The sequence below is a fragment of the Parabacteroides sp. TM07-1AC genome (genome assembly GCF_003480915.1).
Taxonomy (GTDB): domain Bacteria; phylum Bacteroidota; class Bacteroidia; order Bacteroidales; family Tannerellaceae; genus Parabacteroides; species Parabacteroides chongii.
This window is the reverse complement of the sequence record NZ_QUKD01000003.1, coordinates 429605-444750: the sequence shown is the minus strand read 5'-3', so window position 1 is coordinate 444750 and position 15146 is coordinate 429605. Positions and strand designations below refer to the sequence as shown.

The following is a 15146-nucleotide window of genomic DNA, read 5'->3' as shown; positions in this document are numbered from 1 at the left end:
AAAAAGCTCTTCCCGAATCCGGAAAGAGCTTTTTTAGTTATTATTATTTTACAGGCGATTATATCTTCTTCTCGATAACGGCCTGTACTACATTTAATACATAGTCACCCAATTTTTCCGATTCGCCGACAAGGTCCATATAGTATACACCGTCCTGATAGTGATACTTCTTGTTGTTGACATCTTCCATATTATGGATCTTCAACTGATTACGATAATTGTTGATCTCGTTTTCAATGTTGTAAGACTGGTTGATATCATCGTGTACGACTTCCGGCATGTGAAGGATTTCATTCATTCGGGTCAACGCCTTTTCCAACAGGGCGAACATCTGGTCGATGTTGTGGTTCTGTTCGTCGGTGAACTCAGATTTGCCTTCGTTGCGGCGTCTGATACCACGTGCCAGGTTGTTACAGGAGTCGGCAATACTTTCTATTTCCGTAACGGTACGGAGCATGATGCGGATCTCTTCTTTACCTTCCGAGCTCAGGCGGCCTTCAGCAACGAATGTCAGGTAATTGGCGATCTCGATTTCCATGCGGTCGCTGATGTTCTCGTATTTCTCGATGCGGCTGTATACTTTCAGGAAGTTATCCTCGTTCTTTTCATAGAACAGGTCCTTGACCATGCCGAACATGCGCTGCGTACGCTCTCCGAATACGGCAATTTCCTTTTTAGCCTGCATCAATGACAACTCGGAAGTTGAAAGCATACCCGACGGAATGTATTTCAGCTGGAACTCTTCTTCGTCGCTTACATTCTTTGGCTTGATAAGGGCTGAACAAACATATACGTAGAATTTCACGAACCAGACCATGATACATACGTTTGCTATGTTGAATATGGTATGGAACAGGGACAGGCCGTATGATACGGAAACCTGCAGTGTCATTAATTGTTTTTGAAGCGCCAGCAGGTGCGGGTCTGTGATCTGTGCACTGGAAGTGATCAGTGAGATCGTCTTCGGATCGAGCGTGCTCAGAAATTGGGTCATTTCATTCGGATCACCCGGACCGTAGTTGGTTACGATCCATGAAACCATATTGGTGAACGGATAGAACAATACCATTACCCAGCATACGCCGAACACGTTGAACATTAAGTGGGCAATAGCTGCACGACGGGCGGATACGTTCGCTGAAATGGCAGCAATATTGGCTGTAATGGTTGTTCCTATATTTTCGCCCAATACCATGGCAGCAGCCATTTCGAAAGGAATCCATCCCTGTGTACACATGATCAGCGTGATGGCTACAGTGGCACTGGATGATTGGACGATGATGGTAAGAATTGTTCCTAAAAGCAGGAAAATAAGAAGGGACGGATATCCCAGTGAGGTATAATCTTGAAGGAAAGAGAGAATTTCAGGATTGCTCTGCAGGTCGGGTACCGATGATTTCAGGTAAGACAGCCCCATAAACAGAAAGGCGAAACCCATTAAAAACTCACCCCACGATTTTCGCTTACTTTTACCGGAGAATATCAACGGGATGCATAAAGCGATAAGCGGCAGGGAAAAAACACTGATATCGACCTTGAATCCGAAAAGGGAGATGATCCATGCCGTGACCGTTGTACCGACGTTGGCTCCCATGATAACACTGATGGATTGGGTTAGTGTCAGAAGGCCTGCGTTGACAAAGCTCACGACCATCACCGTTGTGGCACTGGAAGACTGGATGAGTGCTGTTATTAAAATACCGGTCAGAACACCGGTGAAACGGTTTGTCGTCATTACCGAGAGGATACTTCGAAGTTTGTCCCCCGCGACTTTCTGTAACCCTTCACTCATCACTTTCATTCCGTATAGGAACATACCTAATGCTCCTACAAGCGTAAGAAAATCAAAAAAAGAATAGTCCATTAATGTAAATTTAAGTGGATAAATATCCGATTATAATGAATGTATGCATAATTATATCTTTTTCTCTATAACGGCCTGGACAACATTTAGTACGTAATCTCCTAACTTTTCAGCTTCACTGACGATATCCATATAATATACCCCGTCCTGATACTGGTATTGCTTATTATTGATATCTTCCACATTATGTTGTTTCAGCAGGTTGCGATAATTATTTATTTCGTTCTCGATATTGTAAGACGGATTGATGTCATCGTGTGTCAATTCCGGCTTTTTCAATATAGAGTTCATTTGATGCAGTGCCATAGTGACCAGTTCGAACATCTTGTCGATGCAGTGGTTCTGCTTCTCGGTAAAGTCTGACTTCCCTTCGTTCCGGTGTTTAATGGTGCGTGCCAGGTTGTTACATGAATCGGCAATACTTTCTATCTCCGATACGGCACGGAGCATGATACGGATCTCTTCCTTACTTTCCGAACTCAGGCGGCCTTCTGCCACGAGCGTCAGGTAGTTGGCTATCTCGATCTCCATATGGTCGCTGATGTTCTCGTATTTCTCGATCCGGTTATACGTTTTCATAAAGGCGTCTTCGTCCTTTTCATAAAACGCATCCTTCACCATGTTGAACATGCGTGTGGTCCGTTCTGCAAAAAGAGATATCTCTTTATTGGCTTGCAGGATCGATAATTCAGCCGTCGAAAGCAAACCTCCGGTGATGTAATGCAGGCGATATTCTTCGTCCTCCGGCTTTGATTTGATGACAAAACAAACCAGGCGTTCGATAGGTTTTATGAACCATATCAATATCAGTACATTGCAAATGTTAAATGCGGTATGGAATGCTGACAGCGTGTAAGTGATGGCAATTTCTTTCGGTGTATTGGGTGCTACGTAATTAACCAGGTCTTTTACCATATCGATAAACGGATGGAAGATACAGAGTACCCAAATGATTCCGAAGAAGTTGAATATGAAGTGGGCAAATGCCGCCCTTCGTGCCTGCGCATTACCGGTGAGTGCAGCGATATTGGAGGTCACCGTCGTTCCGATATTTTCGCCCATCACCAGTGCGATACCCAGGTACAGGTCGAGGACTCCGCTGGAGCACAGGATTAACGTAATAGCCATGACAGCCGCGGACGACTGGACCGCCATTGTAATCACACTTCCGATCAGCAGGAACAGCAATACGGAGAACATGCCCCATTCCTTGCAGGAGGTAATGAATGAAATGATTGCCTGGTTGTGTTCCAGGTCCATATGCATGGCGTTCTCCCGCAAAGTCGTTAACCCTAAAAACATAAAGGCAAATCCGAAAACGAATTCACCGAATGACTTGCGTCCGCTTTTTTTAGAGAATATCAGAGGGAGAGATAATGCGAAGAGGGGATAAATGACATTTGTCATATTGAACTGGAAACCGAAGATTGACATGACCCAGGCGGTGACTGTCGTTCCTATGTTGGCTCCCATGATGACGGAGATGGCTTGTGTTAGAGTCAGGAGACCGGCGTTGACAAAACTTACGGTCATAACGGTGGTAGCGGTGGATGACTGTACGGCGGCTGTGACGAAAGCTCCTGTGAGCAGTCCGGTGAACCTATTCGTAGTCATGGCGCCTAGGATATTACGTAGTCGGTCTCCCGTAAGCTTTTGGAGGCCTTCGCTCATCACTTTCATTCCGTACATTAATAAAGCAAGCGAGCCTAGCAGTTTAAGTACGGTAAAAATTGTATTATCCATCAAAAAATAGTTATACCTGGAAGTATATCCGATTAATATTCCTAACTTTAGGCAGCAAAACTACAAATAATAACTGATATAATATGTCTGAAACAATCACAATTTATTGCAAAAATAACAATACCTATAAAGAGGTTCCCATCGGTTCTTCTTTATTGGATATTTATACGATGATCGGTGCGCCTCTGCGTTACCGTCCGATGAATGCAAAAGTGAACAATAAGGTCGAGAGCTTGAATTATCGTTGCTGGCATCCGAAAGATATTGAGTTCGTGGATTATACGCAGCTTTCCGGACTTCGTACGTATGTCCGTTCGCTGTGCCATATTTTCTCGAAAGCGGTTAACGATGTGTTGCCCTCCGCTACATTAAATTTAGAACATCCGATCTCAAAAGGTTACTACTGTGTGATCCATAACGGAAAGAAGATAGACGGGGAGACGATCGACAAGATAAAGAAGCGAATGCGTGAAATTATCGATGCCGACCTGCCTTTTCTGCATAAAACGGTCCGGACTGTGGATGCAACCGTTCTTTTCCGTGAACGGGGCATGAACGATAAGGCACGTCTGATCGAAACGGCGGGTATGCCGTATACTTCTTATTACGAATTGGATGGTTATGTGAATTTCTTTTACGGCTGTCTGACGCCTTCCACCGGTTATATCCAATTGTTCGATATCGTTCCTTATTTTGACGGTGTGCTGCTCCAGATTCCGAAAAGAAGGAATCCGCTGGAGTTGGAACCGGCCATTAAACAGGACAAGATGTTTGAAGCTTATAAACAGCATCTGACTTTGCAGCGGACACTGGACCTGAATAATGTGGGCGATCTGAACCGTGCCATCGAAAACGGTCATACATCGGAACTGATCATGGTATCCGAAGCGATGCAGGAAAAGCAGGTGGCAAAAATTGCGGAAGAGATAGCCGGGCGTTACCAGGACGGAGTTCGTATTGTGCTGATCTCCGGTCCGTCTTCTTCCGGGAAAACGACTTTCTGTAAACGTCTGGAAGTACAGTTGATAACGAATCTGATTCATCCTGTCAGTATCTCGCTCGACGATTATTTCCTGAATAGGGAAGATACGCCGAAAGATGAATCCGGCGATTATGACTTTGAGTCGCTTTATGCGCTCGATCTGCCTTATTTCAACAGCGAGATGAAGAAGCTGCTGTCGGGCGAGGAGATCGAAGTGCCTAGTTTCAATTTCGAAACGGGCCTGCGGGTTTATAAAGGTAAGAAGCTGAAGATGCGTGAAAATTCGGTGTTGGTGATAGAAGGTATTCATGCACTGAATCCGGAGCTGACCTCCATGATAGATGATAAGTATAAGTACCGGGTGTATGTCTCCGTACTTACTTCCATATCATTGGATAATCACAACTGGATACCGACTACGGATAACCGTTTGCTGCGGCGTATCATCCGTGACTACCGTTTCCGGGGTTATTCTGCCAAAGATACGATTGCCCGCTGGCCGAGCGTGCGAAGGGGAGAAGATAAATGGATTTTCCCTTATCAGGAAAATGCGGATGCGATGTTTAACAGTGCCATGCTCTATGAACTGGCGGCTTTGCGTAAGTTTGCCGAGCCGATCCTGGCAGAGGTGCGTGAAGACGAGGAAGAGAATGCGGAGGCTTATCGCCTGTTGCGCTTCCTGCGTTACTTTAATTATATTCCGGATGTCGGTTTGCCCGGCACTTCACTACTGCGTGAGTTCCTGGGAGGCGGAAGTTTCCGTTATTGAGAAAATTAACGGGAGAGCTTTTGACGTATCCGCCTGGCGAGTTCATCGACATCTTCCTTGTCGGGAATGAACTCGCTTATTCGTGTCTGGTTCTGCCGGCAGAATACTGTCATCGAAAATGCCAGCATGGCGCAGAATGCTATGCTGGAGCTGATGGCTGCCCCGACAACGCCGTGCAAAGGTATCAGTATATAGCCCGCTATCGACAGGGTGAGAAGTCCGATGCAGGAACTGACCGCGCTGTAACGTATTTTTCCGCTTCCGATAAAATAATGGCTGAGTATGCTGTTGCATCCTAAAGCTACAATCCCAACGGATAAGCCGAATATGACTTTTCGCATGCCTGTAAATTCGGGACTGAACAGATAATCCGTATAAATCCATTCCGGAATGAACAGGATACAGATGGTGGCTGATGCGATTGCGCTGAAAGTGAGTTTGAACAGCTTCAGGGTCGTTCTCTTTTGTATTTCGGGATCCGTCGTTTGCGCCACACTGCTGTATTCGATAAAACTGACACTCCGGCTGATATGCCAGACGCTCTCCGATATTTTTGTCCCTGCATCCAGCAGACCGACACTGCCCAGACCGGCAAAGCGTTGGATAAGGAAATAGTTCAGGCGGGTGGTCAACACTTCGGCTATATTGTCGGCACTTCCCCAAAGACCATAGGAAAACATCTCTTTCAGGATGGAAAGGAATGGCTTGTCTGCCGGTTTATTCTCTTTCCGGATCAGATGGGGGAAAAGGAGAAGCAGGCTGCCGGCAAGGGCAATCCCGTAAGTGATGTACAATCCGTAAATATAAGATGAAACTTCCTGTTTCCCTGCTATATAATAGAAATATAGAAGGATGAAGAACAGCAGGCCGCTTTGCAGCATATAAGTGATATTGAATCCGGTAATTTTATCCTTGCCCAGCAGGAAACGGGCGTTGGTTGTAATGAAAGAAGAGATCAGTGACAGTATATAGATATCCGTCAGATATGCTGGAGGAAACAGCCCGAAAAGTAGCATGAACGCACACGCCAGCGCTGATCCGATAAAGGGCCATACATAAGCCGGGAATAAAATGGTGTGCAGGGAATACCGGTTCATGAAATAGACAATCGTGTTGCCGGAAAGCACTCCGTTGAACACGACGGCTATATTGATAGATGCCAGGAGAATGCCCACCAGTCCGACCCCTTCCACACCCAATGCCTTGGCATTTATGAAAATAAGCATCAGGTTCAGAAAGGCAATCAGATAGCGTGTTCCGATTGTTCCCAGTATCTTTTTCAGCATACGATTAGAGTTTCAGTCCGTCCAGTAACCGTACATAGGTGTCGATCGCTTCCCTTATTTCCAACAGCCCGATGTACTCGTCTGCCGCATGTGAGCGGGCAGAGTTGCCCGGACCGATCTTGACGGACGGGAACGGCATAAGTGCCTGGTCGCTTAGCGTAGGCGAGCCGAACGGTTCTTTTCCCATCAGGATCGCCCGCTGTACGAACGGGTGGCTGAGGTCGGTTCGCGTCGAGTTCAGGCGGAAACTGCGCGCTTTTACTTCACAGCCGACCTGCTCTTTTATCAGTTCAAACAGTTTCTCGTTGGGATAGAACTCGTTGGTACGGATATCGACCGTAAATTCACAGCGGTCGGGAACGACATTATGCTGCGTTCCGGCATGAATGATCGTGACGCTCATCTTTACCGGTCCGAGGAAATCGCTTTTTTCCGGAAACTGATGGTTGTTGAACCATTCAATGTCTTTTATCGCCAGTGTGATCGCGTTGATTCCTTCATTCCGGGCGGCATGTCCAGCTTTCCCGATGGAAACACAGTCGAGGACCATCAGCCCTTTTTCGGCTACAGCCGGTTGCATTTTGGTTGGTTCGCCGACAATAGCGAAAGCAATCGGAGGTAAGTCGGGAAGAACGCTCTCCAGACCGTTTTTGCCGGATACTTCTTCTTCGCAGGATGCCAAGAATATCAGATTGTATGCCTGTTCCTTGCCGGTCAGCAGGGAGAAAGCTGCATATAATGAGACAACGCTTGCTCCGGCATCATTACTTCCCAGGCCATATAGCTTTTCGTCTTCGCTTTCTTCCGGGTGGAAAGGATCTTTTGTCCAGCCGGAGGCCGGTTTGACGGTATCGATATGTGAGTTCAGCAACAGGGTCGGCTTATTCAGATCGAAACCGGGGGAAACAATCCACAGGTTATTTCCTTTACGGTGTACTGTATGTCCGGCTGCCTGCCAGCTTTGTTGCAGGAAATCGGCTACAGCAGCTTCATCCCGGCTGAAAGAAGGACGACTGATCATCCCTTTTAAAGTATCTATTGCTTCGTAGTACATTTTTTTATAGTTGACAGTTGACAGTTGACAATTGACAGTTGAAGTTACCGGCAACACTTACTCCTTGCCAATAACTGTCAACTGTCACTTGTCAACTGTCAACTAATTAATATCTTATCCACTGTCTCCCGATCACGGCCGAGCTGCTCAATCAGTTCTTCCAGCGAGTTAAACTTGACATCGCCTCGTACATAATATATAAACGCAACGGTTATTTCATTATTATAGATGTCTCCCGAGAAGTCCAGTATATTCACTTCCAATGTGATATTATCGCCGTTATCGAGCGTGGGGCGGTTGCCGATATACAACATTCCTTTATATCTTTTCCCTTTCAGATACACCCAGACGGCATATACTCCGATTCCCGGAACAATTTTAAAAGGTTCGTCCACCTGTATGTTGGCGGTCGGAAATCCCAGTTTGCGCCCGACTTTATATCCGTTTACGATCGTTCCCTGCAGCCTGTAGGGATAAGTCAGCAACCGGGCGGCTTCTTCCACATGGCAGTCGGTCAATAATTTCCGGATCTCCGAAGAACTGACTGCTGTACGCCCTTCGTCATAGGGAGAGGCTTTCAGCACTTCCATTCCGCAGGCGGCACCATAAACAACGTATTGCTCGAAACCGTCTTTGCGGTCGTGTCCGAACCGATGGTCGTAACCGATCAGTAACGCATCTGTGTGGAGTTTTTCTGCCAATATGGAAGTGATAAACTCTTGCGCCGTCAATCGCGACAGCTCTATCGTAAAATCGAGGACGATGCAATAATCGACTCCGGTAGTTGCCAGTTGCTCTAGTTTTTCCTCGAATGAATTTAGTAATTTCGGCTGATAATCCGAATGTAATACGGCGCGTGGGTGTTCCGGGAAGGTGATAACTGCCGAGGGTTGATTTTTAGCCCTGGCAATACCTTTCAGTTCATCGATCAGGAACCGGTGGCCCAAATGGACTCCATCGAAGAACCCGATGGTGGCGACCAGTCTTTTCCCTTTTAATAAATCCGTATCTCTGATAACGATCATTTTCTTTCTATTCGTTCAATGGAATGGCAAAAGTACATAAATTAATTGTACTTTTGAGCTGATTTATTAACAGACATCTCTGAATATTAGTTATGAAAAAAGTCTTTTATCTTCTGATCTGTCAATTGTTAGCCGTATCCTCCGTGTTTGCCGATGATGTGCAGACAGAGAAAAGAACGGTACTGTTCACTCCTTCCGCGGGCGGGAAGGTCCATGTATTGATGCCGGGTAGCAGTGTTACCGAAAGCATCTCGTTTGAAGAACAAGCGTGGCCTGTCCGGAAATTCCTTCGTGTAGTCGGCGGTGTGCAAATGCCGGCACCTTTTGAGAAAAGAGGCGAAGAAATGTTCAGGCGGTCGGAGTTCTATATCGATGACAATCTGGATTCCGTTCATGTGAAGAAGGATAAGTACTCCTTATATTTCAAAGGAGAAGATAATAACTTCGAGCGGCATGCTTATTACCGCCTGTCGGGTGACTTGCTGAAACCCGGTGAATTGACGGTGACATTGCCGGTCGTAAAGCGTCAGAATCTGTCCGTGTCATCCGGCGGAGACTTCGGGGTGGAGATCGAGTTATTCTATAAAAAGCCGGGACGCTACAAAGACGATATTTATGATCGCCCGGATTCCCTGCTTTATTTTCCGGTGCCCGAAGGTTCCGGCAAGTTTCAGTCTGTGACGCAGAAATTTATCCTGCCGGAAAATGTAGCCTGTGCCTTCCTGCGCATCGGTGGCACGCATTTCAGTGGCGAGTGCTGGGTGGAAGCTCCGAGGTTGACGCAGAACAAGAAACAGGTATGCTCCATTCCTTTTGCAAAGTTTGCCGATAAAACAGACGATTATAATTACTGGACAGGCTGTAACCTGTCTACCCGGAGCTGGCCGCGTTGGAGGCTGGATTTTAACGGCACGACTGTTTACGAAGGTAATATTTTCGACAGAGCTTCCGATATTGCCGACTTCTATATCCTTCTGCCGGATGCCGTACAGGGGAAAGGGGATTTGAAACTGACTTTATTGAAAGAAGATAACCGGGCTGCTTATCCGTATGAACTCCGTTCCCTGGAGATTATCGAGGAGAGTGCCCGCGACTTCGAAGTGGTCTCCGTTCCGGAATATGTAACGGCAGGAGCTGCTTTTGGTGTTTTGGTGGAAACCAATAAGCCGGATGTTCGTTTGAAGGTACAGGCTCCGGCTGCAGTCATTCCCTCATTTCAGGAAATAGAATTGAAAGAGACCGGTTTGCATGTAGTGGAATTTCGTGCCGGCGATTATGCGTCTGCTGTTCCGATGACCTTCGACGACGGCAGCCGGAAAGCGGAAGTCATGATTCGCCAGATCATAGAAAAAGAACCGGATGAGGTGTATATCTCTTCGGGCGATGAAATTTATATCGATAAGGAATATACGCCGTATGATTATTTCTTCAAATGGTATATTTCCAAACGTGTCGGAAACTGGTACCAGTTCCGTCCGTCTTACCAGTGGAGCGGTTTCCGTGTGGCCCGTCCGGAAGTGATTCGTCACTATACCGGTTTGCTGAATAAGTTACAGGTCCCTTATGCCTGGCAGGTGGAAGGACGTACGCTGGCAGGAAAACGTATCAACCCGGATCTGGAAACACTGGCTTCTCCCATGTTCCGCGGAAAGCAGGCGCATGAAAATGACGGCGGTTATTATTACTGGCAACATTTCCTCTATCAGGGAGTCTTTTCGGATATGGCTGCCCGTAACCGTCCTTATGGCGGTATCTTTGCCAAACATCGTCCTATCTATACCGATCATGGCGTATTTATTCACTATGACCCGCAGGGTGTGAAAGATATGGCTGACGGTGCTCGTAAACTGGTTGAGAATTTCCGTTACTCCAAGGGAGAGAGCAGTCGTCATACGGGACCGTCTACTATGTTCCGCTATTTGTATCAGGCAGGTTATAACTGGTTGGGAGCCGAACAGATGTACGGTCCGGAAGAAATTATCCTCTCTTCGCTGCGTGGTGCTTCACGTGCCTATAGCAAACAGGACTATGGAACTTTGCATGCCATGCAGTGGGGATCAGGACCTTTCACCGATCCGAAGCATTCCCTGCGTTTATATATGTCGCTGGCAGTTGCCTATATGCACGGCTCTTCCCATATGAACACCGAAGAGGCATTGTGGCTGGATGAATATGCCAACGACCGTTATTCCCAGTCCGGTAAGGAACATCTGTACGCGCAGCATCGTGTACTGGACTTTATAGAAACGCATACCCGCCGTGGCGAACTGAAAAGTAATATCGCTGTTATCCAGGGAAGAAACGATGCCTGGAAATCATTCGGTCGCGGCAGTCTGTGGTCGCAGAAAGGAGATAAATGGGCGTTCAATAAGGCGACGGAAAGTTTTGATTTACTGAATGTCTTTTATCCTGATAATATCGTCGACGGTTGCGGTCCGAAAGGTTGGTTTACTTCTACGCCTTATGGAACAGTAGATATCTTGCCTATTGAAGCTCCGCAGGATGTGATGAATAAATATAAGGCAATGGTTTTCCTGGGGTGGAACAGTTTTGAGGAGGGCGATTTCCTCCGTATCCGTAACTATGTATTTGGAGGTGGCACGCTTGTTTTGACAGCTGCTCATCTGAATGCAGAACTTCAACCGGACCAGCCGGTGAAATTCCCGGTAAATGATGCCGTTATTCGTGAGATGCTGGGTGATAACTATAAATCGTTGTCTGCAAAAACTGTAGTCCCGTTCGGATCGGGTAAGATCATCTATTTCCCGCAAACGGTCTATCCGGCGGAGGCTTCCCTGAGAAGCCAGTATGAAGCTACGATGCGTGAGTTGGCATCGGCAACGACCGGTGAAGAGCTTTCGAAAGGTTGGATCGAAGCCGCCCCGTCTGTTGGTTTTACGGTTTGGGACAGTAAAGACCGTCGTACAATTTATCTGTTGAACACGGATTGGCAAAGTAATGAGCAGAAACATGAAGCTACATTTATCTGCAACGGTAAGAAATTCCCGGTCGATGTAAGACGTTATCACATCGAAACCGTTCATTGTGCCGACGGCCTGGCCGTATCTCCCGGCAGCAACACGACGGATATCCTGTCGATCGACCGGGAAGGCGACGGCTGGAAGGTAACCGTCCAGAATACGGAGAAGGACACGATCCGCTATTTCAATACCGAAACGGGTGCGATCGACTCCGTCACTTTCGATGAGCCGTCCGTACATAGTTTTATTGTAAAGTAAAGAGATGGAAAAAGGGCACAGGTCGCGATCGGCTTGTGCCCTTTTTCTGTTTTGCGACTTCGGGTGTCTTCCTGTTGCCTCTTGCCGGGATGTATTTACCATTCTGCCGGGGAAAAGATTTCCGGATGCCGTTGTATTTTCTCTTAAGTGCCGATATAATCTTTGTTTGACACAGGTCAGACAGCTGTTCGACCTGTGTGGGATAGCTGTCTGAGCCTAGTCGAACAGCTGTTCGACTCCTGTCGGACGAAAAATAAATCGGCAGGTATTCGAAAATAGATGCCGGTGTAATGAAAATATCTGCCTTACTCTCCTGAAATATCTGCCGGACTGCAGAGGTTGCCTTCGGGGGGACACTCTTCCGCTTCTGAACTTTTTGAGCGGGTAATATGCGTTAAAAGCGGGCGAAGTTGCGGAATAATACCTGATATTTTATATGTTTGCAAGATGGAAGTGAAAGATCAGACGACAAACTGCTATCAGCGCATATATCTTGAATATGCTCCGATGTTACTTCGCTTTGCGGGGAAGTTCGTCTCGGGTTTCTTTGCGGAAGATATTGTGCACGACGTTTTTCTCAAGCTATGGGACAAACAAGTCTTCCTTCTTCCGGATGCCGATCTGAAACGTATTCTTTACGTTGCTGTCCGCAACGCCTGTATCGATCACCTGCGCCGTTCGAATATGGAGCAGGAAATTCTGGATCACCGGGCCGTCCAGCTCAAACTGGAGGAACTGGACTATTTTGAGTCGTCCGATGAACTGTTCATGCGGAAAGACCTATTGGATCTTTTGATGAAGAAAGTGGCGGAGCTACCCGAGAGGAACCAGGAGATTTTCCGTCTTTCCTATCTGAAAGGGATGAAAGCGGCCGAGATTGCGGATCAGTTGGGTCTCTCTGTCCGCACAGTTGAGAACCAGCTGTACAGGTCTTTGCTTTATCTCCGTAAGCATTGTTCGCATCTTTTCTTTTATCTTTTTACCTTGATTTGAACCTAGGGCTTTACTTAAATCCTATTATATATGGAAAGAATGAAGATATTCGAAGTGAAAGAATTCGATCCGGCATATGTCGGTATCATTAATGAGCTTCTTTCTCAGCTGACTTCCTCCCCGGTCTCGTTTACCGATACCGACTTGCAAACGATGATCGTCTCCGGTAGCAGCCACCTTTTCCTGATCTCCTATGAAGATGAAATAGCTGGCATGCTGACGGTCGGTTCCTATAAAACTCCTACCGGGCAGAAGCACTGGATAGAAGATGTGGTTGTCGACCAGCGTTTTCGTGGCAAGGCGTTAGGTTATAAGTTGGTAGAACATGCCATCCGTTATGTGGAGTCGCTCGGCAATTCCATCCTGATGCTGACCTCCAGTCCCACACGCGTTGCGGCAAACCAGTTGTACCGATCCGTCGGCTTTGAACCTAAAGAGACCAACGTTTATAAAATGACGTTTAAAAAATAGCCGGAGGATGGACTTCGAACACTTTCCGAAGATAGACGCTCACTTTCATGCGACTATGCCTGGCTGCATCCGGAAATCCCTTCCTGGCAGCAGTAGATCGAAGCCCGGGACCGTATCTTGCAACGTTATCCCGGCCTGACTTTCGCCGGTGCCCACCTGGGCAGCTTGGAATGGGACTACCGGGAGATAGCCCGGCGTTTGGACGCTTATCCTCAGTTTGCCGGAAGATGTGTTATTTCAGATTTATTTCGGGAATGCGGAGAGGTATTACCGGTTGTAGTATGCTCCTTTCCGTATTCACCCTCATTTTCAACCGTTCGTATTTAATTTTAAAAAAAGTTTGTTTTTGTGTGAGTACTTTTTTGCTGCCATTCGTTATAAGTTCATAAAGGACTAAGTCACCGAAAGGTAGCAATTCAAAGAAGATATCATGGAAAACGAACATACAGAGTTAATTATAGGTTATTTGCAGAATAATCTTACCCAGGAAGAAACAGACTGTTTTTACAATTGGGTGAACGAGAGTGCTTCTAATAAGGAGTTATTTTTCGAAATTAAGGCAATGTATGATGCAGGTCTGCCTTTAAGTACCCCTTTGGAAACAAGCGAAAGCTGGGGGCGTTTACTAAATAAAAAGAAAAATTCACAATCCCGCCGCTTCAATCTTTGGTATCAAATCAGTACTTATGCTGCCGTAGCCCTTTTGGCTGTGGCAATCAGTTCTATGTATTTCTTGTTCTTTCATGAAGAAGATAATAGCTTATATTCCAAATATATCGGAGGAGACGGACTGGAAGCCGATGTTGTTGAACTGCCGGACGGAACACATATCAGTTTGGGCTCTAAAACAACTTTCCATTATGACAAAGATTATGGCAAAGACAAACGTATCGTATATCTGGAAGGAGAGGCCTATTTTGATGTTGCCAAACAAAAAGACAAGCCTTTCATCGTAAAGACCAAAGAACAAGATATAGAAGCATTGGGAACAAAATTCAATGTGATGGCTTACCCGTTGGATTCATTGGTGATAACCACATTGTTGGAAGGTTCAGTACAGTTGAAAACAATGAATTTTCCGGAACGGACAATTATGCGTCCTAACCAGCAGCTCATATATAATCGAAATACGAAACAAGCTTCACTTTTTCATGTAGATGCCAGACAATTTACCTCTTGGACCACAGGGTATTATTATTTTCATGAACAAAGCCTGAAGGCAATTCTTGATCGGTTAAGTCACGTTTATGGCATGCAATTTACCGTAAACTCCGAGATTTTAAATCAACGTACATTTACAGGTACTTTTTATCGGGGACAAAGTATAAAAGATATTATGGAAATTGTAAACCTGTCTATTCCGATTAAATACAAGATAGATGATCGGCATGTAACAATTTCTGAGAAGTAAGAAGTAAAGGAATAATGTTAATCTAAAATCAAATGAAATGAGTGGATAATGTAAGAATTTAGAAAAAGGTGTAAATCTTGCCGGATTCTCCTTTTGTGTGTGATTCAATTAAATTTCCATTGCCGTGGAAAATGTGTTTAATCTTAAAACAATTAAAGTATGGATAATCAACGTATAGTTGTTTTTGTAACCTTCAAAAAGACTATAAAAATCATGAAATTAACCGTGTTAATGCTAGCCATTTGCTTGTCGCAGGTGGTAGCCGCAACTTATGCACAGACTGCGAAACTGAATGTTTCTGCAAAGAAT

Annotated in this window: 10 protein-coding genes; 5 read left to right on the top strand and 5 right to left on the bottom strand. The window is 45.9% G+C overall.

Annotation, left to right across the window (positions count from 1 at the left end; all coding sequences use genetic code 11):
• Positions 1 to 58 precede the first annotated feature (58 nt).
• A complete protein-coding gene (locus DXD68_RS09470; RefSeq protein ID WP_122361398.1) occupies positions 59 to 1864 on the bottom strand; it encodes a Na/Pi cotransporter family protein in 1806 nt (601 codons plus the stop codon).
• Positions 1865 to 1915: 51 nt separating this feature from the next.
• Positions 1916 to 3607: a Na/Pi cotransporter family protein gene (locus DXD68_RS09465; protein WP_122361397.1), complete on the bottom strand. Its 1692-nt coding sequence runs from the start codon at positions 3605 to 3607 to the stop codon at positions 1916 to 1918.
• 83 nt (positions 3608 to 3690) lie between these two features.
• Here DXD68_RS09465 and DXD68_RS09460 point away from each other — a divergent pair, with 83 nt between their 5' ends.
• Complete coding sequence (locus DXD68_RS09460) at positions 3691 to 5358, top strand: nucleoside kinase (protein ID WP_122361396.1); 1668 nt, start codon at positions 3691 to 3693, stop codon at positions 5356 to 5358.
• 5 nt (positions 5359 to 5363) lie between these two features.
• Here the strand turns inward: DXD68_RS09460 and DXD68_RS09455 are convergent, their stop codons facing one another.
• The 3 genes from DXD68_RS09455 to ribF form a co-directional block, all read right to left on the bottom strand.
• Complete coding sequence (locus tag DXD68_RS09455; protein ID WP_122361395.1) at positions 5364 to 6644, bottom strand: lipopolysaccharide biosynthesis protein; 1281 nt, start codon at positions 6642 to 6644, stop codon at positions 5364 to 5366.
• A 4-nt stretch (positions 6645 to 6648) separates the two neighbouring features.
• Positions 6649 to 7698, bottom strand: coding sequence for a M20 family metallo-hydrolase (locus tag DXD68_RS09450; protein ID WP_122361394.1), 1050 nt, complete (start codon positions 7696 to 7698; stop codon positions 6649 to 6651).
• Between the two features lie 98 nt (positions 7699 to 7796).
• On the bottom strand, positions 7797 to 8723 hold the full coding sequence (gene ribF / locus DXD68_RS09445) for a riboflavin biosynthesis protein RibF (protein ID WP_122361393.1): 927 nt from the start codon (positions 8721 to 8723) through the stop codon (positions 7797 to 7799).
• Between the two features lie 92 nt (positions 8724 to 8815).
• Here ribF and DXD68_RS09440 point away from each other — a divergent pair, with 92 nt between their 5' ends.
• From DXD68_RS09440 to DXD68_RS09420, 4 genes are all read left to right on the top strand, one after another.
• Complete coding sequence (locus tag DXD68_RS09440; protein ID WP_122361392.1) at positions 8816 to 11962, top strand: hypothetical protein; 3147 nt, start codon at positions 8816 to 8818, stop codon at positions 11960 to 11962.
• Positions 11963 to 12409: 447 nt separating this feature from the next.
• The gene (locus tag DXD68_RS09435; protein ID WP_122361391.1) at positions 12410 to 12955 is read left to right on the top strand and encodes an RNA polymerase sigma-70 factor; all 546 of its coding nucleotides are present in this window, start codon (positions 12410 to 12412) and stop codon (positions 12953 to 12955) included.
• Between the two features lie 30 nt (positions 12956 to 12985).
• Positions 12986 to 13426 carry a GNAT family N-acetyltransferase gene (locus tag DXD68_RS09430; RefSeq protein ID WP_233577065.1) on the top strand — a complete coding sequence of 147 codons (441 nt, stop codon included), beginning with the start codon at positions 12986 to 12988 and terminating at the stop codon, positions 13424 to 13426.
• A 430-nt stretch (positions 13427 to 13856) separates the two neighbouring features.
• Positions 13857 to 14837, top strand: coding sequence for a FecR family protein (locus DXD68_RS09420; RefSeq protein ID WP_122361388.1), 981 nt, complete (start codon positions 13857 to 13859; stop codon positions 14835 to 14837).
• Positions 14838 to 15146: the final 309 nt, after the last annotated feature.